This is a genomic window from Ancylobacter amanitiformis (genome assembly GCF_030814815.1).
Classification (GTDB): Bacteria; Pseudomonadota; Alphaproteobacteria; order Rhizobiales; family Xanthobacteraceae; genus Ancylobacter; species Ancylobacter amanitiformis.
This window is the reverse complement of the sequence record NZ_JAUSVR010000016.1, coordinates 51,245-72,358: the sequence shown is the minus strand read 5'-3', so window position 1 is coordinate 72,358 and position 21,114 is coordinate 51,245. Positions and strand designations below refer to the sequence as shown.

General features: G+C 67.6%; 20 protein-coding genes. 13 read left to right on the top strand and 7 right to left on the bottom strand.

Annotated elements, in window-relative coordinates:
- Positions 1-69: 69 nt before the first annotated feature.
- Positions 70-3,039: an ATP-binding protein gene (locus QOZ99_RS18470; RefSeq protein WP_306891469.1), complete on the bottom strand. Its 2,970-nt coding sequence runs from the start codon at positions 3,037-3,039 to the stop codon at positions 70-72.
- Between the two features lie 313 nt (positions 3,040-3,352).
- Here QOZ99_RS18470 and QOZ99_RS18465 point away from each other — a divergent pair, with 313 nt between their 5' ends.
- The 5 genes from QOZ99_RS18465 (at position 3,353) to QOZ99_RS18445 (ending at position 7,963) form a co-directional block, all read left to right on the top strand.
- Positions 3,353-3,742, top strand: coding sequence for a phasin family protein (locus tag QOZ99_RS18465; protein ID WP_306891468.1), 390 nt, complete (start codon positions 3,353-3,355; stop codon positions 3,740-3,742).
- A gap of 246 nt (positions 3,743-3,988) precedes the next feature.
- Complete coding sequence (locus tag QOZ99_RS18460; RefSeq protein ID WP_306891467.1) at positions 3,989-4,477, top strand: phasin; 489 nt, start codon at positions 3,989-3,991, stop codon at positions 4,475-4,477.
- Between the two features lie 326 nt (positions 4,478-4,803).
- Complete coding sequence (gene groES, locus QOZ99_RS18455; protein ID WP_183187916.1) at positions 4,804-5,100, top strand: co-chaperone GroES; 297 nt, start codon at positions 4,804-4,806, stop codon at positions 5,098-5,100.
- A 98-nt stretch (positions 5,101-5,198) separates the two neighbouring features.
- Positions 5,199-6,836 carry a chaperonin GroEL gene (gene groL, locus QOZ99_RS18450; protein WP_306891466.1) on the top strand — a complete coding sequence of 546 codons (1,638 nt, stop codon included), beginning with the start codon at positions 5,199-5,201 and terminating at the stop codon, positions 6,834-6,836.
- A gap of 245 nt (positions 6,837-7,081) precedes the next feature.
- Positions 7,082-7,963, top strand: a complete 882-nt coding sequence (locus QOZ99_RS18445) for a dienelactone hydrolase family protein (RefSeq protein ID WP_306891465.1) — start codon at positions 7,082-7,084, stop codon at positions 7,961-7,963.
- 24 nt (positions 7,964-7,987) lie between these two features.
- Here the strand turns inward: QOZ99_RS18445 and QOZ99_RS18440 are convergent, their stop codons facing one another.
- Entirely contained in the window at positions 7,988-8,611 is a 624-nt protein-coding gene (locus tag QOZ99_RS18440; RefSeq protein ID WP_306891464.1) for a MarC family protein, read from the bottom strand.
- Between the two features lie 124 nt (positions 8,612-8,735).
- On the opposite strand from QOZ99_RS18440, the gene rnhB reads away from it, so the two are divergent.
- Together rnhB and QOZ99_RS18430 are read left to right on the top strand one after the other, a co-directional pair.
- Positions 8,736-9,389, top strand: coding sequence for a ribonuclease HII (gene rnhB / locus QOZ99_RS18435; protein WP_306891463.1), 654 nt, complete (start codon positions 8,736-8,738; stop codon positions 9,387-9,389).
- A 236-nt stretch (positions 9,390-9,625) separates the two neighbouring features.
- Entirely contained in the window at positions 9,626-10,060 is a 435-nt protein-coding gene (locus QOZ99_RS18430; RefSeq protein WP_306891462.1) for a lipid-binding SYLF domain-containing protein, read from the top strand.
- 88 nt (positions 10,061-10,148) lie between these two features.
- On the opposite strand, the gene cydB is transcribed toward QOZ99_RS18430, so the two are convergent.
- The 3 genes from cydB to QOZ99_RS18415 form a co-directional block, all read right to left on the bottom strand.
- Positions 10,149-11,171 (bottom strand): cytochrome d ubiquinol oxidase subunit II, encoded by a 1,023-nt coding sequence (gene cydB / locus QOZ99_RS18425; protein WP_306891461.1) that lies wholly within the window; start codon positions 11,169-11,171, stop codon positions 10,149-10,151.
- 3 nt (positions 11,172-11,174) lie between these two features.
- Positions 11,175-12,587 carry a cytochrome ubiquinol oxidase subunit I gene (locus tag QOZ99_RS18420; RefSeq protein ID WP_306891460.1) on the bottom strand — a complete coding sequence of 471 codons (1,413 nt, stop codon included), beginning with the start codon at positions 12,585-12,587 and terminating at the stop codon, positions 11,175-11,177.
- Between the two features lie 145 nt (positions 12,588-12,732).
- Positions 12,733-13,665 (bottom strand): uracil-DNA glycosylase, encoded by a 933-nt coding sequence (locus QOZ99_RS18415; RefSeq protein ID WP_306891459.1) that lies wholly within the window; start codon positions 13,663-13,665, stop codon positions 12,733-12,735.
- Between the two features lie 123 nt (positions 13,666-13,788).
- Here QOZ99_RS18415 and QOZ99_RS18410 point away from each other — a divergent pair, with 123 nt between their 5' ends.
- Both QOZ99_RS18410 and QOZ99_RS18405 read left to right on the top strand, forming a co-directional pair.
- Complete coding sequence (locus QOZ99_RS18410; protein ID WP_306891458.1) at positions 13,789-15,450, top strand: electron transfer flavoprotein-ubiquinone oxidoreductase; 1,662 nt, start codon at positions 13,789-13,791, stop codon at positions 15,448-15,450.
- Between the two features lie 7 nt (positions 15,451-15,457).
- Positions 15,458-16,480, top strand: a complete 1,023-nt coding sequence (locus tag QOZ99_RS18405) for a hypothetical protein (RefSeq protein WP_306891457.1) — start codon at positions 15,458-15,460, stop codon at positions 16,478-16,480.
- A gap of 13 nt (positions 16,481-16,493) precedes the next feature.
- Here the strand turns inward: QOZ99_RS18405 and QOZ99_RS18400 are convergent, their stop codons facing one another.
- Both QOZ99_RS18400 and QOZ99_RS18395 read right to left on the bottom strand, forming a co-directional pair.
- Positions 16,494-16,724, bottom strand: a complete 231-nt coding sequence (locus tag QOZ99_RS18400) for a hypothetical protein (protein WP_306891456.1) — start codon at positions 16,722-16,724, stop codon at positions 16,494-16,496.
- Between the two features lie 90 nt (positions 16,725-16,814).
- Positions 16,815-17,276 carry a hypothetical protein gene (locus QOZ99_RS18395; RefSeq protein WP_306891455.1) on the bottom strand — a complete coding sequence of 154 codons (462 nt, stop codon included), beginning with the start codon at positions 17,274-17,276 and terminating at the stop codon, positions 16,815-16,817.
- A gap of 382 nt (positions 17,277-17,658) precedes the next feature.
- On the opposite strand from QOZ99_RS18395, the gene phnC reads away from it, so the two are divergent.
- The 4 genes from phnC to QOZ99_RS18375 all read left to right on the top strand — a co-directional run bounded on the left by phnC (position 17,659) and on the right by QOZ99_RS18375 (position 20,969).
- Complete coding sequence (gene phnC / locus QOZ99_RS18390; RefSeq protein ID WP_306891454.1) at positions 17,659-18,501, top strand: phosphonate ABC transporter ATP-binding protein; 843 nt, start codon at positions 17,659-17,661, stop codon at positions 18,499-18,501.
- Between the two features lie 14 nt (positions 18,502-18,515).
- Positions 18,516-19,520 carry a phosphonate ABC transporter substrate-binding protein gene (phnD, locus tag QOZ99_RS18385; protein WP_306891453.1) on the top strand — a complete coding sequence of 335 codons (1,005 nt, stop codon included), beginning with the start codon at positions 18,516-18,518 and terminating at the stop codon, positions 19,518-19,520.
- A gap of 167 nt (positions 19,521-19,687) precedes the next feature.
- Positions 19,688-20,509, top strand: coding sequence for a phosphonate ABC transporter, permease protein PhnE (phnE, locus tag QOZ99_RS18380; RefSeq protein ID WP_306891451.1), 822 nt, complete (start codon positions 19,688-19,690; stop codon positions 20,507-20,509).
- A gap of 214 nt (positions 20,510-20,723) precedes the next feature.
- Positions 20,724-20,969 (top strand): hypothetical protein, encoded by a 246-nt coding sequence (locus tag QOZ99_RS18375; protein WP_306891450.1) that lies wholly within the window; start codon positions 20,724-20,726, stop codon positions 20,967-20,969.
- Positions 20,970-21,114: the final 145 nt, after the last annotated feature.

The window sequence follows — 21,114 nt, the reverse complement described above, 5'->3', positions numbered from 1 at the left end:
ATTGGACCGCCTCACTGGACCAGAGTGACGGCCGGAACTCCTTGATAATCAACAAACCCTTGGAAACACTTACTCCGCGAGCACCCGTGTCGAGGGGAAGGTGATCTCGACGATGGTGCCGACATCGACCGCGCTGCGGATGTTGAAGCTGGCACGGTTGGCTTCGGCCAGTGCCTTGGTGAGCGGCAGGCCGAGGCCGGTGCCGCCGGAGCCGGCGCTGCCGGAGGTGGCGAGCTGACGGAACGGTTCCATCGCCACGGAAATATCCGCCTCCGACATGCCGATGCCGGTATCGCGCACCCGCATCACCACCTCGCCCGCGTCGGTCAGGGCGGTGGACAGGATGACCTGCCCGCCAGGCCGGGTGAACTTGATCGAATTCGACACGAGGTTGAGCACGATCTGCCGGATCGAGCGCGCATCCGCCACCACGGGCGGCAGGTCCGAGGCGAGCGAGGAGCGGATGATGATCCGCTCGCGGTTGGCCTGCGGCTGCATGATGCCCATGCATTGCTGCACGATTTCGTTGAGCGGCACGCTGGTAAAGGACAGGTCGAGCTTCCCGGCCTCGATCTTGGAGAGGTCGAGAAGGTCGTTGATCAGCGAAACGAGGTGCCCGCCCGAGGCATGGATGTCGCGGAGATAGTCGCGGTAGCGCTGGTTCTCGATCGGCCCGAAGCGCTCCTCCATCATCACTTCGGAAAAGCCGATAATGGCGTTGAGCGGCGTGCGGATCTCGTGGCTGATCTTGGCGAGGAAGTCGGATTTGGCGAGGTTGGCGCGCTCGGCGAGGCGCTTGGCCTCGGTGAGTTCCTCCTCGGCGCGCTTCCACTGCGTGATGTCGCGCAGCACGGCGCAGAATTTCGAGGCGTCCTCACCCACCCGGCCGATGGTCATGAAGAGCGGGATGAGCCCGCCCTCACGCACCCGGCCGATCACCTCGCGCCCGTCATTCAGCACGCTGGCGACGCCGTTCGAGGCGAGCCCGTCGAGATAGTCCACCGCGCCGCGCTGGCTCTCGGGGGCGAAGAGCAGCGTGAAGTTCTCGCCCTTCACCTCCCGCGCGGCGAAGCCGAACAGCGCTTCGGCCGGGTGGTTCATGCTGAGAACCACGCCCTTGGCGTCGATCAGCACCACGCCGTCGGTCGCGGTGTCGAGGATGGCGCGCAGTTCGCGGGCGGCGCCCTCGGCCTCGCGCAGGGCGAGTTCCGCCTGCCGGAGGCGCTCGTCATCGGCCGGCTCGGCACGGCGCAGTACATAGAGCATGGCCGGGCCGCCCTCCCACGGGGTGGAAAGCAGCCGCGCCTCGACCGCGAGCGGCAGGCCGGTGGCGGTGAGCAGGGTGAGGGCGCGCCCGTCGGTGCCATCGCTGGCATGCGGCGTGCCGAACAGGGTGGCGAGCCCGCCGGCCGCCTCGATCGCCTCCAACCCGACATGGCCGGTCCAATCCAGCAGGGCGCGGTTGACATAGAGCAGCCGGTCGTCGCGGAAGGCGACGAGGCCCACGGGCAGCCGATCGAGCACGGGGCGCTCGCCCTCGGCAAGCGCGCGGCGCAGCCCATCCGGCTCCGGCGGCGCGGCCCGCGCGGGCGATGCCGGCTCGATGAGGGTCGGCACGGCGGCCGGCGAGGCGGGAGCGGCGGGAATGTTGACGGCGGGAGTGGCCGGCTCGACGGCGGCCGGCTCGAACGCCGCGGGGTCGGGCGCGGCGGGATTCGGGGCGCGATGCTCGGCCGTTCGCGGGCCGCTGCCCGTCTCATGGGCGTCGTCCAGGCCTTCCAGCCGGGCGCCGAGGGCGCGGGCGATCTCGCGGAAGGCATTGAGTTCCCCGCTCGACAGCCCTTCCCAGGACGAGCGGGCGCTCTCGCGGGCCGGCGCCGAATCCACGCCCGCGCGCAGCGGCACGACATTGGGGGCCGTCGGCACGATGCTCAGCGTCACCCGCACGGAGGACGCAAAGTCGCCCGAGAAGGCCTCGGTAGTGGGAGGCTGGGTGCCGTGAGGTTCGGCCCCGGAGATATCGGAGGCGGGGGAGCCGGATGCGGGCGGCTCCACCGGTGGCGGTTCCCACGCGGGCGGCTCGATCACGGGCGGCTCGATCACGGGCGCCGTCGGAGCGGAGGCGGCCGGGGAAACGACGCTCGGCGGCGTGGGCATGCGGGCCGTCACGCGCGGGGCCTCGGGAGGGATCGGCATCGCGTTCTGCGGAGTCGCATTCCCGGGCGCCGCATTCCCGGGCGCCCCGCTCTGCGGCGCGGTGCGCGCGGACGACACCCGACCGGCCGGCTCCGGCTGGCGGTTGCGCACGATTCCGAAGCCGCGCATGCCCTCGCCGCGGATGGGCGCGCCGCCGAGTTCGACGTCCAGCATCTCGCCACGCGCGGTCGGCAGCAGCACCGGCAGGTGGGTGAAGCTGCGGCCCTCGCTCACGGCGCGATGGGCCGTGCTGGCGCCGAGGCTGTGCCAGTCGCGGCCGGCGATCGCCTCGGCGGTGAGATTGAGCGCGTGGGCGAGGCGCGGGTCGACATGGGTCAGCCGTGCCCGAAGGTCGGTCCGCCAGGTGAAGCGCAGCGGCGACGGGCTGGTTTCCGGTGACGCCGGCACCGGGGAGGTCCGGCCCGCGGCGGCCGCGCGCGCGGTCATCTCGTCTGACGCGGGGGCGGGGGGCGGGGCAGGGGCCGCCACGGACGGTGTCTCCGCGCTCACCATGAGCAGCGCCCGGGTGCCGGCGCTTGCCAGCAGCGAGCAGGCAAAGGTGGCCGGGGTCAGCCGGCCGGGCAGGCGCACCCGCTCCAGCCGCGGCGGGCGATCGGGGCGCAGGGTCTGGGCGAGGCGGGCGGTGGCGGTGACGAAGGCATCGGCAATCGGCGCGCCGGCGAACAGGGCCCGGCCGGCCGCATTGGCGGCGAGCAGCGACCCGTCGACCCGGACCAGCAGCGCCGGCACGGCCGCGCCGAGGGGCGCCGCGGCCAGAGCCCGCAGCGCCTCTTCCGCGCGTGTCGCGGCTGCCGATTGATCCCCGTCCGTCGGTACGCTCATGACAATCCGACAAATGTCGCGGTTCGCTCCTGCAGCCACAGGGCACACGGGACCGCATGTTCACTCCCACAACCATAATGCGGCCCGAGCCTCTGCGCCACGATGCTGGCCCTGCGTCACACGGGCTTCGCGGTTTCCGGTTAACCGGATGCGACCGATCCCGGTTAATCATCGGCAACCTTTGGTCGGGCGCTGACCGTTTTCCGCTTGTATCGCGGATCTGCTATACTACTTTTGTCGTAGGCATCAGCGCCAATAGATTGGCTGCGGCGGGCCGATACGATCAAGCCGCGTACCTGCAGTGGAGGTCCCCATGGCGAATGATGCGAAAATCGAAGTCCCCCCGGAGCTGCGTGCCATCGCCGAGCAAGGCGTCGGTCAGGCGCGCGCGGCGATGGATGGTTTCATGAACGCCGCGCACAAGGCGCTGGACGATGCGGGCCGGCAGGTGGATGCCGCGCAGGACCAGGGCCGTGATCTGCGCCGCACGGCGTTGAGATTTGCCGAGGACAATATCGCCGCCGGCTTCGAGTTCGCGGCCCGGCTGGCCAAGGCCACGACCGTGGACGATTGGGCGCGGCTGAACGCCGATTATGTCAAGGACCAGGCGACGCGTCTGGCCGAGCAGGCCAAGGCGCTGGGCGGTCAGGCGGCGCCGTTTGCCGCGAAGCCGGCGCCGGGCAGCGATACCAAGAAGGTCTGACCGGCGCCCCTCCGGCCGGTTCGCCCCGTTCCTCGGGAGGCGGGCAGCGTCGTCCCCCAACATCGCAAAAAATGCGGCGCGAGGGTTTTATTGTGCATTGCAATATGATATTGCAGTGCACAATTAGAGCGTATCGGACTTGGAAGGGCTCCCTTGAAGCCGCGTCTGCCAAGTCGAAGCACGGCCGCACAGGCGCGGATGCTGCTGGTGCCTTCTTGTTCTGACCCGCGACCCGAGGAGAAAATCATGGTTGACGCCACCGTTACGCCGACCCCGAAGAAGGCTGCCAAGGCGGCCACCGCTGCTTTCGAGTCGGCGATGCCGAAGATGGATCTCACGGCGCTGGAAGTGCCGGCCGTGGTCCGCGAAATGGCCGAGAAGAGCGTGCAGAGCGCGCGCGATGCCTATGAGAAGATGAAGACCAGCGCCGAAGAGACCACCGACGTGCTCGAAGATACCTATACGACCGCCTCCAAGGGTGTCGCCGAATACAACGCCGTGGCTCTCGAGTCGCTTCGCACCAATGTGAACGCGGCGTTCGACTATGTCGGCGCGCTGTTCTCTGCCAAGAGCGTTTCGGAGGCTGTCGAGATTTCGACCGGCCACGTGCGCAAGCAGTTCGACGTGCTCTCCGCTCAGACCAAGGAGCTTTCGGCGCTGGCCCAGAAGGTCGCCACCGAAACCGCCGAGCCGATCAAGGCGTCGGTCGAGAAGAGCATGAAGAAGGCCTCCTGAGCCCGGCGCGGCTGGCCCAGAGGCCGGCTTGAGCCCCGCCTTGGCGATGGGAACCCGCTTTGCGGTCTGGCTTCCGGATGTCTGGAAGTCGGGCCGTCTTGCTCCCGACATTTTTCCCATGTGGAAGAACCCGGCCTGTACGCAGGCCGGGTTTTTTCGTTCCCGCACGGGGCTTTTTCTCGCGCCCACGGTTCTTGACTCCGGAATCCGGGCTGCCTATCTCCGCAGCGCCTTTGGCACTCTCCGTGGAAGAGTGCTAGGATAAGGCCGGAACGAGTTCCCCTGCGCCATGCTGGCGCGCGACCGGAAGACCCGAGGAGCCATAAATGGCCAAGCTTAAGTTTCGTCCCCTGCACGATCGTATCGTGGTGAAGCGTCTTGACGCGGAAGAGAAGACCGCGGGCGGCATCATCATCCCCGATAGCGCCAAGGAAAAGCCCTCGCAGGGCGAAGTCGTCGCCGCCGGTCCCGGCGCGCGCGACGAGGCCGGCAAGCTTGTTCCGCTCGACGTAAAGGCGGGCGACAAGGTGCTGTTCGGCAAGTGGTCCGGCACCGAGGTCAAGATCGACGGTCAGGACCTGCTGATCATGAAGGAATCCGACGTCCTGGGTATCGTCGGCTGAGGCCGGCCGGGGCCGGTTCTCCCGGTCCTCTGCCCTGACGATCCGGCCCGCCCCGTCTGGCGGCGGGCCGCACGCAATCCAATCCAGGAGTGAGCCTCATGGCTGCCAAGGACGTAAAATTCGGGAGCGACGCGCGCGACAAGATGCTGCGCGGCGTCGACATTCTCGCCAATGCCGTCAAGGTCACGCTCGGTCCCAAGGGCCGCAACGTCGTGATCGACAAGAGCTTCGGCGCTCCCCGCATCACCAAGGACGGCGTCACCGTCGCCAAGGAGATCGAGCTCGAAGACAAGTTCGAGAACATGGGCGCGCAGATGGTGCGCGAAGTGGCCTCGAAGACCAATGACCTCGCCGGCGACGGCACCACCACCGCCACCGTGCTCGCCCAGGCGATCGTCCGCGAGGGTGTCAAGGCGGTTGCCGCCGGCATGAACCCGATGGACCTCAAGCGCGGCATCGACCTCGCCACCACCGAGGCGATCAAGGATATCGAGAAGCGCGCCAAGAAGGTGAAGAACACCGACGAAGTCGCGCAGGTCGGCACGATTTCCGCCAATGGCGACGCGTCCATCGGCGAGATGATCGCCGGCGCGATGCAGAAGGTCGGCAACGAGGGTGTCATCACCGTCGAGGAAGCCAAGACCGCCGAGACCGAGCTTGACGTGGTCGAGGGCATGCAGTTCGACCGCGGCTATCTCTCGCCCTATTTCGTCACCAACCCCGAGAAGATGACGGTGGATCTCGAAGATCCCTACCTGCTCATTTTCGACAAGAAGCTCTCGGGTCTGCAGGCCATTCTGCCGGTTCTCGAAGCCGTGGTGCAGTCGGGCAAGCCGCTCATCATCATCGCCGAGGACGTCGAGGGCGAGGCTCTGGCCACGCTCGTCGTCAACAAGCTGCGCGGCGGCCTCAAGGTTGCGGCCGTCAAGGCACCGGGCTTCGGTGATCGCCGCAAGGCCATGCTGGAGGACATCGCGATCCTCACCGGTGGCCAGGTCATTTCCGAAGAGCTCGGCATCAAGCTGGAAAGCGTCAGCCTCGCCATGCTCGGCCGCGCCAAGAAGGTCGTGATCGAGAAGGAAAAGACCACGATTGTCGACGGCGTCGGCAAGAAGAAGGACATCGAGGGCCGCGTTGCGCAGATCAAGTCGCAGATCGAGGAAACCACCTCGGACTACGACCGTGAGAAGCTGCAGGAGCGTCTGGCCAAGCTCGCGGGCGGCGTCGCGGTGATCCGCGTCGGCGGCGCGACCGAAGTCGAGGTGAAGGAAAAGAAGGATCGCATCGACGACGCGCTCAACGCCACCCGCGCGGCGGTGGAAGAGGGCATCGTCCCCGGCGGCGGCATTGCGCTGCTGCGTGCCAAGAGGGCGGTCGAGAAGCTGTCCAACGACAATCCCGACATCCAGGCCGGCATCAAGATCGTGCTGAAGGCGCTCGAGGCGCCCATCCGCCAGATCGCCGAGAACTCGGGCGTCGAAGGTTCGATCGTGGTCGGCAAGGTGCAGGAATCGAAGGACCAGAACTTCGGCTTCAACGCCCAGACCGAACAGTTCGTCGACATGATCGCCTCTGGCATCGTCGATCCGGCCAAGGTCGTGCGCACCGCCCTGCAGGACGCGGCCTCGATCGCCGGCCTGCTGATCACCACCGAAGCCATGGTCGCCGACCTGCCGAAGCCCCCCGCGGCGGCCCCCGCCATGCCGGGCGGCGGCATGGGCGGCATGGACTTCTGAGGACGTCCATTCGCCCCTGCGGTTTCTCGGGACTCAAGCCGGGCGGGCCCGCCGTGAGTGGCGGCATGGACGTCTGAGGACGTCATCCTCGAAAGAACACGAAAGGGCGTGGCGCGAGCTGCGCCCTTTTCGCGTTGAAAGTCCCCGCCGCCGGGCGGTGCCGCCGCGCGATACCGCTCCCCGATTCCTGATATGCGCCCGCGCCCGATCCGGCCCATCCTGTGGCCCGCAACGGGAGGCACTCCATGGATCAACGCATCATCGATCTCTACGACCGGTTCACCCACGGCCATGTCGGACGCCGTGAGTTCATGGAAAGGCTGGCCACGCTTGCCGGCTCCGTCGCCGCGGCCGCGACGCTGTTGCCCCTGCTGGCCAATGATTATGCCCGCGCCGCCATCGTCGAGCCGGACGATCCGCGCCTCGACATTTCCACCGTCCGTTATCCCTCGGGCGGGGCGAGCGTGAGCGGCTATCTCGCGCGGGCACGGCGGGTCGATGCACGGCGCCCGGCGGTGATCGTCATCCACGAGAATCGCGGGCTCAATCCGCATATCAAGGATGTGACGCGCCGGCTCGCGCTGGAAGGCTATCTCGCTTTCGGCATCGATCTTCTCTCGCCCGATGGCGGCACGCCGGAGGATGAGGACAAGGCGCGCGACGCCATCGCCGCGCTCGACCGCCCCGCCACCGTGGCGCGGCTCGTCGATGCGGTCGCCTTCCTCGCCGCGTATCCCGCCTCGACCGGCGCGGTCGGCGCCATCGGCTTCTGCTGGGGCGGGGGCATGGTGAATCTTCTGGCCGAGGCCAGCCCGGAACTGAAGGCGGGCGTCGCCTATTACGGCATGCAGCCCCCGCTCGATCGTGTCGACGCCATCCGGGCGGCGCTGCTGCTGCATTATGCCGGGCTGGACACCCGCATCAATGAAGGCATCGCCGCCTATGAGGCCGCGCTGAAGGCGGCCGGCAAGGATTATACCGTGCACGTCTATGAGGGCGCGCAGCATGCCTTCAACAACGATACCAGCCCCGCCCGCTATGATCCGCCGGCGGCGGCGCTGGCATGGGAGCGCACCGGCGCGTTTCTCGCCCGGCATCTGGGCGCGCCGCCGCCGGTCGAGACCTGACGCGGTGTGGATCGCCCCGGCGGATCAGATCGCCGGCAGATGCAGCCAGCGCGCGGCGGCGCTGAGGATGAGATCGACCGCCAGCGCCGCCAGGATCATGCCCATCACCCGGCTGATAACCGAGGCGCCGCCGCGGCCGATCAGCCGGGCGACCGGCGCGGCGGTGAGCATGATTGCCAGCGTTACCAGCAGCACGAGGGCGAAGATGACGAGGGTGATGACCCGGTCCTGGAAGTCGAAGCGGGAATCGTCGGTCAGCACCACGGCCGCCAGCATGGCGCCGGGGCTGGCAATGGAGGGGATGGCCAGCGGATAGATCGCGATGTCGACGAGATTGGTCTCCGCCGGCGCGTTCGCACCGGTGTGGCTGGAGCCGTGAATCATGGTGAGCGCGAACAGGAACAGCACGATGCCGCCGGCGATCTGGAAGGACTCGATCGACACGTCCATGGCCTGTAGCAGCCAGTGGCCGGCCATGGCGAAGAACACCAGCACGCCGAAGGAGATCATCACCGAGAGCAGCGCCGCCTTGCGCCGGTCGGGCGCGCTGAGCGCCGCCGTGACGGCCAGGAACACCGGCAGCGTGCCGAGCGGGTCGACGACGACCCACAGCGTGACGAATTCCTGAATATGCTCGGACCAGTTCATCCCTCACCCCTCGCTGTCGCGTGCGACCCGGTCGGCGGCCGTTGCGCCGGCTCGGCGGGGCCGGCATGGTGGCGCCGCGACTCAAGGGTACAGTGATCCCGGGCGCGCGTAAGGACTGTGACGCATGGTGACGGCGCGGCAAAAGCCGGATTTTTCAGTGGAGCGGGCGGCCTGGGCGGCGGGGGATGTGCCGGTGGCCGGAGTCGACGAGGTGGGGCGTGGCCCCTGGGCCGGCCCGGTGGTGGCCTGCGCCGTGGTGCTCGATCCCGCGCGCGTGCCCGAGGGGCTGGATGATTCCAAGAAACTGAGCGCCGCGCGGCGCGAGGCACTGTTCGAGGCCATCTGTGCCACCGCCGAGGTCTCGCTGGCCTTCGCCCCGCCGGCGCGGATCGACGGATACAATATCCGCCAGGCCACCCTGTGGGCGCTGGCCCGCGCCTGTGCCGGCCTGCCGCGCGCGCCCAAGCTGCTGCTGGTGGATGGCAACGACCTGCCGCCCGTGCCCTGCGCCGCGCGCACCATCATCGGCGGCGACGCCCGCGTCGCCTCGATCGCCGCCGCCTCCATCGTCGCCAAGGTCACCCGCGACCGCCTGATGGCCTCCCTCGGCCTCGCCCACCCCGGCTACGGCTTCGAGCGCCACATGGGGTACGGCACGCCGGAGCATCAGAATGCGCTCGCCGCACTGGGCGTGTGCCGGCACCACCGCAGGAGCTTCGCGCCGGTGCGGGCGAGGCTGGGGGAGGGGATGACGAATGAGACGGGCTGTTGGCGTTAAGGCCGGCTGTCGAGCCATCGCAGATGTCGGCTAGGTCCGCTCCCTCATGGTTGGCGTGCGCGGCATGCCGGCTTAAGATGCCCCGACAAGCCGCCGGAGTGGGAGGTGCGCGCTACATCACCTTGGCAGGAGAAAAGGCATCCAGTCTCGCTGTTGTCGAGCAACGAAACGCCAGAGTCGGCGTTGTCGAACAATGGGCAACATGGCACATCGCTCTCGTTTGGAAGGTACCGTCGATGAAAGTCTTTTCCGTACTAAGGGTCGGGCTCCTCGCATTGGCAACGCTTGTCGGCGCCGTATCGATGGCGAGCGCGGCTGACGGCTCAATCAGCATCCGTATCGTGAAGGCCGGGTTCGTGGTCGGCGGATCGGCCGGAGACGGCGTTCTGACATTTCAGGGCCGCAAATATCCGCTCTCGGTCGGGGGGCTGAGCTATGGCTTCACCTTCGGCGCTTCAGAGACGCGATTTCACGGAACGGTCAAAAATATCCAACGTCCGTCTGACGTTTCTGGAGTCTATGCCCAGGGTGGTGCCGGCGCCGCGGTCGGAAAGGGCGCGCAAGCTGTCATCCTGACGAACCAGAACGGTGCCATTTTGGAGCTAAGCGGCGAGCAAACGGGCGTAATCGTCAGCCTGGATTTGAGCGGATTGGCTTTGTCGCTGAAGTGAGGATTTCCAGGGAGGATCGAATGTCCGTTCTCCGCGGAGAGCGGAATGCCACATTTGGCGCATCCTGAACGTTCCTCCCTGCTCCTCCTCAATGATACCCTTCTCCCTCGCGCACCTTGCCGCGGAACAGCCAGTACACGAAGGCGATGTAGCCGAGGATCACCGGTAGCATGAAGACCGTGCCGATCAGCATGAAGACCTGGCTGGCGGGCGGGGCGGCGGTTTCCCACACGGTCAGGCTGGGCGGGATGAGGTAGGGGAAGATCGAGATCCCGATTCCGACATAGCCGAGGATAAACAGGCCGATGACGCCGAAGAAGGGCAGGTTCTCGTGGCCCTCTTCCAGCCAGCGCCGCACGAACCAGGCCAGGAGCAGCGTCACGACCGGCACGGGCGCGAGATAGAACAGGTTCGGCGTGGTGAACCAGCGCTCGGCGATGCGGGGGAAGGCGATCGGTGTCCACAGGCTGACCACGGCCATGAAGGCGAGTACCACCGGCAGGAGCAGCTTGGCATGGGCGCGGGCGCGGCGGGCGGCCGCGCCGTCGGTCTTCATCACCAGCCACACGCTGCCGATCAGCGCATAGCCCGCGACCACCGCCACGCCGCACAGCGCCGCGAACGGCGTCGCCCAGTCCAGCGGGCCGCCGGCAAAGGCGTTGTTCTCGACCTTGATGCCCTGCACGAAGCCGCCGAGCAGCACGCCCTGGAAGAAGGCGGCAAGCGTCGAGCCCGCCGCGAAGGCGATGTTCCACAGGAAGCGGCTGTCATCGGCGACATGGCGGAACTCGAACGCCACGCCGCGGAACACCAGCGCCAGCAGCATGAAGATGACCGGCAGGTAGAGCGCCGGCATGACGATGGAATAGGCCAGCGGGAAGGCGACCAGCAGCCCGCCCCCGCCCAGCACCAGCCAGGTCTCGTTGCCATCCCAGAACGGGGCGACCGAGTTCATCATCTGGTCCTTTTCCAGTTCGCTGCGCGCGAAGGGGAAGAGAATGCCGATGCCGAGATCGAACCCGTCGAGGATCACATACATGGCGATCGCCACCGCCAGCAGCAGCGACCAGATGACGGGCAGGTACCAGTCCATGCCGAGGCTGATATCCATGTCTCACTCCCCCGGAGCGTTGATGGCGGCGCGGGTCGCCTCGTGCGCGGAGGCGAGCGGACGGTTCGGCACGCCCGTGGGCGGTTCCACGGCCGGGCCCTCGGGGCCTTTGTTGATCAACCGGTTGATGTAGTAGACGCCGCCGGAGAACACGATGGCGTAGACCAGCACGAACAGCGCCAGCGTGGTCGCCATCGCCCAGCCGGCGACGGGCGAGACGGCATCCGCCGTGCGCAGCACGTTGTAGACCACCCAGGGCTGCCGGCCGACCTCGGTGACGAACCAGCCCGACAGGATGGTGACGAAGCCGATCGGCCAGACATATTGCAGCGGGCGCACATACCAGTCGGTTTCGAACACGCGCCGGCGCCACAGAAGATAGGCACCGAGCCAGCCGATCGCGATCATCAGCACCCCGAGGCCGACCATGATTCGGAAGGCGAAGAAGGGAATGGCGACCGGCGGGCGGTCCTGCGGGGCGAATTCCTTCAGCCCCTTGAACGTGCCGTCCCAGCTATGGGTGAGGATGAGGCTGCCCAGATGGGGAATGGCGATCTGGTAGTCGTTGCTCTCGGTGGTCTCGTTCGGCCAGGCGAACAGCACCAGCGGCACGCCGCCGGTCACGCCATCCGTCTCGCCCCAGTGCGCCTCGATCGCGGCGATCTTCTCCGGCTGGTATTTCAGCGTGTTCTGGCCGTGCGCGTCGCCGATGAAGGCCTGCACCGGCGCGAGGATGGCGATGAGCCCGATCGCCATGCGCATCATGGTGCGCGCATCCTCATGATAGCGGCCGGCATAGACATAGCGCGCGCCCACCGCCAGCACGACGAAGGCGGTGGTGAGGTAGCAGGCCGTCACCATATGCGCGAAACGGAAGGGGAAGCTCGGGTTGAAGATGATGGAGAGCCAGTCCACCGGGTGCGCCACGCCGTCGATCATCTGGTAGCCGGCCGGGGTCTGCATCCAGCTATTGGCGGAGAGGATCCAGAAGGCCGAGAGCGAGGTGCCCGCCGCCACCATCACGCAGGCGAAGACGTGCAGCCCGCGCGGCACCCGGTTCCAGCCGAACAGCATGATGCCGAGGAAGGTCGCCTCCAGGAAGAAGGCGGTCAGCACCTCGTAGCCGATCAGCGGGCCGATCACATTGCCGGCGAGGCGCGCGAAGGGGCTCCAGTTGGTGCCGAACTGGTAGGAGAGCACGATGCCCGACACCACGCCCATGCCGAAGGACACGGCGAAGATCTTGGTGAAGAACCGCGCGATGCGGTGGTAGCGCTCGTGCCCCGTGGCGAGCCACAGCACTTCCAGTGTGGCGATATAGGCGGCCAGACCGATGGTGAACCCGGGAAAGATGACGTGAAAGGAGATGGTGAACGCGAACTGGATTCGCGCCAGGATTTCAGGATCGAATTCCATCAGGCTCCCCCATCTCATCACCGCTGACGATAGGTGACGGGCACCCGAGTATGCCCGAGATCCTCCAGGATGGAACGTCTCAAATGATGACAGGCTGAAGTCTCCCCGGCTCTCGACGGAGCGGGGGACGGATCGGCCCGCGACTTTAGCCGGAGCTTCGCGCCGTCGGCTGCGTGAGCCGGCTCTCGATCGCCAGCAGGTCCCGCCACGCCATGCGCTTGCCGAGCGGCGTGCGCAGCAGGTAGGCGGGATGGAAGGTGGCCATGGCCGGAATGGTGCGCGTGCCGGTGTCATACTCCATCCAGCGCCCGCGCGCCTTGGTGATGCCCTCGCGGATGCCGAGCAGGGTCTGCGCCGAGGGCCCGCCGAGGCACACCAGCACATCGGGATCGGCAAGCTCGATCTGCCGGCGGATGAAGGGCAGGCAGATGGCGGTTTCCTGCGGCGTCGGCGTGCGGTTTCCCGGCGGGCGCCAGGGCACGACATTGGCGATGTAGGCGCTCTCGCGGTCAATGCCGATGGCGGCGAGCATGCGGTCGAGCAGCTTGCCCGAGCGGCCGACAAAGGGCTTGCCCTCGATATCCTCCTCGCGCCCCGGCGCCTCGCCCACCAGCATGAGCCGGGCCTTGGGATTGCCATCGGCGAAGACGAGGCGGGTCGCGGTATGCTTCAGCGGGCAGCCTTCGAAGCGCTCCAGCAAGTGGCGCAACGCTTCCAGCGTGGGCGCATGTGCCGCGGCCTCGCGCGCCTCCAGCGCGGCCTGGTCGGGCGGGGGAGGGGCGGCGGGCGGTACGGCAGCCGGGGCCGCACGTGCGGTGGCGGGACGCGCGGTGGCCGGGCGCGCGGAGGCTGGGGCGGTGGCGGGGCGTGCATCCGGCGCGGAGGCGCGGGGCGCCGCGGCGGCGGGGGCCGAATCGTCTGCGGCCATGGGGCCGCGCCGCCGCGCCGTGGCCCGCTCGGACGCGCTTTCGGCGAAGCGATCCACGGGTTCTTCGCCCAGCGCGATATCGACCCCCGCCTCCACATGGAAGGCGAGCAGCTCGGCGATGAGATCGCGATCGCTAAGTGTCGGCGGCATCGGGCCTTCTTTCCGTCGGAATGATGATCCTATCCGGCGCGGAGACGGTTGTCAGGTTCGGCGGGCCGTGGAACAAGCGTGGAAATGATCCAATAAGCACGTCGCAGTGCCGGAGGGGTTAGCATGAACGCGAACGAGTTGCCCGATCGCGAGGCCATGGAATTCGACGTGGTGATCGTCGGGGCGGGTCCCTCGGGGCTCAGCGCGGCGATCCGGCTGAAGCAGCTGGACGAGAACCTGTCGGTCGTCGTGGTGGAAAAGGGCTCGGAGGTCGGCGCGCATATCCTGTCCGGCGCGGTGATCGACCCCATCGGCCTCGATCGGCTGCTGCCGGACTGGCGCGAGGATGCCGACGCCCCGCTCAAGACCCTGGTCACGGATGACCGCTTCTACCTGCTCGGTCCCGCCGGCGGGGTGCGCCTGCCCAATGTCTTCATGCCGCCCCTGATGAACAATCACGGCAATTACATCGGCTCCCTCGGCAATGTCGCCCGCTGGCTGGCGACCCGGGCCGAGGCGCTGGGCGTGGAGATCTACCCCGGCTTTGCCGCCAATGAGGTGCTGTTCGACGAAGCTGGCGCGGTGGTCGGCATCGCCACCGGCGACATGGGCATCGGGCGCAATGGCGAGATGACCGACCGCTACACCCGCGGCATGGAACTGCGCGCGAAATACACGCTGTTCGCCGAGGGCGCGCGCGGCCAGCTTTCCAAGGAGCTGATCGCCCGCTTCGGCCTGAGCGAGGGGCGCGAGCCGCAGAAATTCGGCCTCGGGCTCAAGGAATTGTGGACCGTGCCGGACGCGCAGCACCGCCCGGGGCTGGTGCAGCATTCCTTCGGCTGGCCGCTGGATTCGAAGACCGGCGGCGGCTCGTTCCTCTACCACATGGAAGACAACCAGGTGATGGTGGGCTTCGTGGTCCACCTGAACTACGCGAACCCCTATCTCGCGCCCTTCGAGGAGTTCCAGCGCTTCAAGACGCACCCGATGGTGCGCGAGACGCTGGAGGGCGGCAAGCGCATCGCCTATGGCGCGCGCGCCATCACCGAGGGCGGCTACCAGTCGGTGCCCAGGCTGGTCTTTCCCGGCGGGGCGCTGCTCGGCTGCGCCGCCGGCTTCGTCAACGTGCCGCGCATCAAGGGCAGCCACAATGCGGTGCTCTCCGGCATGCTGGCGGCCGAGGAACTGGCCCCCGCGCTGGCGGCCGGGCGCCAGCACGATGTGCTGGAGGGGTATGAGGCCAAGTGGCGCGGCTCCGCGATCGGCCGCGATCTCCACGCGGTGCGCAACGTCAAGCCGCTCTGGTCGAAGCTCGGCACCTATCTCGGCATCGGCCTCGGCGGGCTGGACATGTGGGCGAACACGCTGCTCGGCTTCTCGCCCTTCGGCACGCTGGGGCACGGCAAGCCCGATTCCGCCTCGCTGAAACCGGCCGCGCAGTCGAAGAAGATCGACTATCCCAAGCCCGACGGCGTGGTGTCCTTCGATCGGCTCTCCTCGGTGTTCCTGTCCAACACCAATCACGAGGAAGACCAGCCGGTCCATTTGCGGGTGGCCAACCTCGCCCTGCAGAAGGCGTCCGAGCATGACGTCTATGCCGGCCCGTCCAACCGCTATTGCCCGGCCGGGGTCTATGAGTGGGTCGAGAAGGACGGCGACGAGGTCTTCGTGATCAACGCGCAGAACTGCGTGCACTGCAAGACCTGCGATATCAAGGATCCGAACCAGAACATCACCTGGGTCGCCCCCGAGGGCGGCGGCGGGCCGAACTATCCGAACATGTGAGAGAGCGATGCGGAAGGGGCTGCTGGCGGCGCTTCTGGTCTCGGCCAGTTCGGCGGCGGTCGCGCAGGAAGCGCCCGATTACGCGCGCTACCGCGAGGGGCTGTTCCTGCGCTATCTCGATGCCGGGCCGGGCGTGCTCGCCCGCGTGCCGCGCATCGGCCTGTCCTTCGGCGGAGCGGAGCCGCTGAGCGCCGATCTTGATTCCGGCTCCACCGGCATCGTGGTGGCGGCGGCCTACATACCCGGCTTCGACCAATTGCCGTCGCAGGGGCCCGGCAAGCTCACCTATTCCAGCTCCGGCCGTGTCATGGTCGGTCAGTGGGTGGTGACGCCGGTGGCGCTGGTGGGGCGCGAGGGGGCAAGCGTGACGACCGAGCCGCTGCCGGTGCTGGCGGTGACGGACGTGCAGTGCCTCGACCATGCGCGCGATTGCACGCCCGATCCGAGCCCGCGCCACATCGCCATGGTGGGTGTCGGCTTTGCCCGCGAGGCGGACCTGCAGAGCCAGAGCACGCCGGACAAGAACCCGCTGCTGCACATCGCCGGTGGCGACGGCCCGCGCCGGCAGGGCTACATCCTCACGCGCGAAGGTGTGCATGTCGGCCTGACGCGCGCGAACACGCAAGGTCCGTTCCGCTATCTCAAGCTCGCCCGCAAGCCGGACGGCTCGGACTGGCAGCCCGTTCCGGCCTGCATCGCCCTCAACGGCGCGAGCCCGCCGGCCTGCGGCTCGGTGCTGGTCGATACCGGCGTCGGGGTGATGTACACGACCCTGCCGGCGGAGCAGGCGCAGGGGGCCGCCGGCACGCTGCCCGCCGGCACGCAGATGGCGGTCTCGGTCGGCACGGGGGAGGCGGCCTTCCCGCTCTACAGCTTCACGGTGGGCGACGGCGGCCCGCTGACGCCGGGCGCCATCCACCTGCGCGTCGCCCCCGACCGGGCCTTCGTCAATACCGGCTTCCACCTGCTGAACGGCTATGACGTGCTGTTCGACGCGGACGGCGGCTATGTCGGCTTCCGGGCGCGCTGAGGAGCCGCGGTCGTTACGGCGCGGGGGCCGGGGCCGGCGCAGCGGCCGGGGCCACGGCCTGCAGCACAAGCAGCACCTTGTCGACCGTCTCGGCCACGTCCTGCGGCGTGCCGGTGCGCAGCAGAAGGCGCGTGGCCGAACCCGGCGGACTGGCGGTCGGCACGGCAGGGGCGAAGGAAATGACATCCTCCACACGGACATAGACAGGCGATCCGTCGGGGCGTGTCAGCTTGGCGAAGGGCATTGGCGTGCATCTCCGGTGCAAAGAACGCCGAATGCTACTTTAAGTTGAATTCATTCTTCAAGGGCTTTCGCAGAAAACGCGCGTCCTGGCCTAGAACAGGCTCAGCACGAAGGTGAGCAGCAGCACGAACGCGGCCCAGAGGTCCGTGACCATGGCCACGGTCTCGCGCAGGTTGCGGCCGGGCCGGCGCAGATGGTTGAGGCCGGCGAGGCCGAGGAATATGCCGCCGGTGAAAGCGATCGGCGCCACCCAGCCGGCGAACATCATCGAGAACAGGCCGGCGAGGCCGATGGCGGTGTTGGCGAAGCCGAGTTCCTGCGCGAGCACATGGGCGCGCGGTTCGTCGATGCCCAGTATTCCCTTCACGGTGAAGGCTGGCCGCAGGATCTGCGACAGTCCCGCCAGCAGCAGCCGCACGCCCACCGCCCAGAAGGCGAACCATTTGATCGACACCAGCACGAAGCTCGCAATGCCGGTCGTGGTCGATAATTCGGCGGCGATGCTGGCAATGGGCAGAACCACCATGGTGAGCAGGACGATCGCGTAATACATGGGCTCTCCTCGTGACGTGGCCGTGGGGCGCGATACCGGCCGGCACTGCCGATGATCGCCCGTTCACTCATCTGTGAGCGCGGGCGCGGTCAAGTCAACGCAGGCACATCAACACAGGTTCGCCGGGCCGGAGAAAAGCCGGCTTCATGTATATTACGTAAGGGAATATGCGGCCGCCGGGAGCGGCGCCGGGCGGTCATCCACCGCTCGGGGCGAACACCGGGTCGGCGGGTGAAAAACCTGTCCGATCTATCGCTTGCAGGCGGAAGCGAAGGGCCGGGCGCGTTTGCGGGCGTCATCGAAACGTAATGCAACCTTCATCCACGCGTCACCCCGCCCCGATACCCCCAAGCCTGTCTTCAACGGCCCGGCAGGGAAACCCATGGCGGCAGCGCTGCAACTCGACCGCGTCAGCAAGACCTACGGCGCCATGCGTGCCGTCGAGAATGTGTCCCTGACCATCCGGGAGGGGGAGCGGGTGGCGCTGATCGGGGCCTCGGGTTCGGGCAAATCCACCCTCATCCGCCTCGCCTCCGGCCTGATACTGGCGGATGCGCAGGGCGCCGGCACCGGGGCCGTGCACGCATTCGGCATCAAGGTGCAGGAAGGCGGACGCCTCGCCGCCGATGTGCGCGCCGCGCGGCGCAATATCGGCCTCGTATTCCAGCAATTCGCGCTTTCCGGCCGCCTCTCTGTCATGACCAATGTGCTGGTTGGCGCGCTGGGGCGGATGAACGCGCTGCGCGGCACGTTCGGCCTGTTCAACGAGGACGAGCGCCGCACCGCCTATGCCGCGCTCGCCGAGGTCGGCATCGCCCAGCATGCCGCCAAGCGCGCCCGCGAACTCTCCGGCGGGCAGCAGCAGCGCGTGGCCATTGCCCGTGCGCTGGTGCAGGGCGCGCGTCTGGTGCTCGCCGACGAGCCGATTGCCTCGCTGGACCCGAAATCCGCCAAGCGGGTGATGGATACGCTGGTGACGATGAGCCGCGACCACGGCATCGCGCTGTGCGTCTCGCTGCACCAGGTCGATTACGCCACCGCCTATTTCGACCGCGTGGTGGCGATGAATGCCGGGCGCGTGGTGTTCGACGGCCCGGCCTCGCAGATCAACGCCGCTTTCCTGACCGAGCTCTACGGCGCCAGCGCCGAGGAGCTGATCCTGCCGAGCCAGTTCGTGGTGCCGGCGCCGCCGGTCGCCATCTCGCAATCCCAGACCGTATCCTGACAGGAGCGATTTTCATGAAAAGCCTGATCGCCGCCGGCCTCGCGCTGGCCGCCCTCGCGAGCGCCCCGGCGCATGCCGAGGACATCAAGGAGCTGAACTTCGGCTTCATCTCCACCGAGTCCTCGGCCAATCTCGCCAAGAGCTTCGAGCCCCTGCTCAAGGACATGGAGAAGGCCATCGGCATTCCCGTGAAGCCCTTCTTCGTCGGCGACTATGCCGGCGTGATCGAAGGCATGCGCTTCAAGAAGGTCGACGTGGCGTGGTTCGGCAACAAGTCGGCCATGGAAGCGGTGGACCGCGCCGGCGGCGAAGTCTTCGTGAAGACCGCCAAGCCGGACGGTTCCTCGGGCTATTATTCGCTGATCGTCACCAATGTCGATCGCAGCGACATCAATGGCCTCAAGGATATCCTCGACTGCTCGAAGGGCTATAATTTCGGCAACGGCGATCCGAACTCGACCTCGGGCTTCCTGGTCCCCAGCTATTACGTGTTCGCGCTGAACAATGTCGACCCGCAGAAGTGCTACAAGCGCGTGGTATCCGGCAATCATGAAGGCAACCTGCTCGCGGTCGCCAATAAGCAGGTGGATTTCGCCACCAACAACACCGAGAACATGACCCGTCTGCAGCAGACCCGCCCGGCGGAAGCGGCCAAGATCAAGGAAGTGTGGCGTTCGCCGATGATCGCCGGCGACCCGATCGTGTGGCGCAAGGATCTGCCGGCCGACCTCAAGGCGAAGATCTACACGTTCTTCATGACCTATGGCCGTAACGGCACCCCGGAAGAGATCGAGCATGCCCGCGCGGTGCTGGCCAAGACCTCGGACGGCTGGGGCCCCTTCCTCGCCTCTTCCGACGCCCAGCTGATCCCGATCCGTCAGCTCGAACTGTTCAAGGCGAAGGTCAAGGCGCAGAACGACGACAAGCTCTCGGCTGACGAGAAGGCCGCGAAGATCAAGGAGATCGACGCCAAGCTCGCCGCCCTCGAAGACCAGCAGAAGAAGCTGCCCGCCATGTGAGGCCACGGGAGGCCGGTGCGGCTGCGCGCCGCGCGGGCTTCCTTCAGGCTCGGATTATTCCCGGGGCGGCTGCGAGGCCGCTCCGGATCCGTCTCTACAGATCCTCGACAGATATCCGCCGCGCTGCGCACCCCGTGCGGGCGGCCCGGAAGACCAGCGGAGCGACCATGTTCTCAACCGACGCCATCCACCGCGCCGCGACGAGCACCATGCCGCCGCCGCCCGTGACCCCCTTCGCGACCCGCCTCGCTCGTCTCGCCCTTGCCGCCCTTGGCGCCGTGGTGCTGGTCTTCGCGTGGCACGAGGCGGAGATGAACCCGGCGCAGCTGATGCGCGATGCCGGCAACATGGCGACGCTGGGCGCCGATTTCCTGCGCCCCGACTTCACGGATTGGGACGTCTATTCCAGCGCCATGCTGGAGACGCTGGCCATCGCCATCTGGGGCACGCTGCTCGCGGTGATCGTCGGCATTCCCTTCGGCATCCTCTGCGCCGACAATGTCGTGCCGAAATGGGTGGCCTTCCCGGTGCGCCGGATGATGGACTGCTGCCGCGCCATCAACGAACTCGTCTTCGCGCTGATCTTCATCGCCGCGGTGGGCCTCGGCCCGTTTGCCGGCGTGCTGGCGCTGTTCGTCCACACCACGGGCGTGGTCGCCAAGCTGTTCTCCGAGGCGGTCGAGGCGATCGATCCCGCGCCCGTCGAGGGCATTCGCGGCACCGGCGGCAGCTGGCTGCAGGAAGTGATCTATGGCGTGCTGCCGCAGGTGCTGCCGCTGTGGATTTCCTATGCGCTCTACCGTTTCGAATCCAATGTCCGCTCGGCCACCGTGCTCGGCATTGTCGGCGGCGGCGGCATCGGCATGGTGTTCAACGAGACCATGCGCGGCTTCCTCTATTCGCAGGCCGCGGCCATCCTCATCCTGGTGATCGTGACCGTCTCCGTGCTCGACGTGATCAGCCAAAACATCCGCAAGCGCTTCATCTGACGCATGGAAAGGGCCGGGCGCGCCGCTGCCGGCCCGGTCTCTCGTGTGCGACATTTCTGCGAAGGCCATGCCAGGAGCCGCCCGCGAGCCCTGCATTATTGCAAGGGCTGCCTTTCGTCGGCGTCGCTGGCGAGCGGCCTCCCGCCTTCCCAGCTAACTCCCACAAACAGGGAGCGGCGTCCCCCAGCGCCGCACCGCTTGAGGAGAGTTTACGATGATCCGCATGGTTATTGCCGCGACGCTGATCGCGGTTTTCGGTGTCTCGGCGGCGTCCGCCTCCGGTCGCAGCAAGGACGAGCGCGCTGCCTTCTGGCAGACCGTGAAGGAAGGCAAGCAGCCCTGGCGCCCGGCTAAAGCCCCGGTGGGCGCCCAGCCCGCCGCGGCAACCGCGCCCGCCAGCGTCACCAAGGCGCCGACCACCGCCGCAACGGCGCCCTCGGCGGCCAAACCGGCGCAGTGACGGCGACGGGTCCGGCGATCCCGCGCGGATCGATCGGACCGCCCATTCGACAAGGCGCCGGCTTCCCCCCGGCGCCTTTTTCGTGCGCCGGGCGCCGGCAGGACGCATCGCCCGGCACGGGCCTGCACAGCCATTGCGAGCTCGC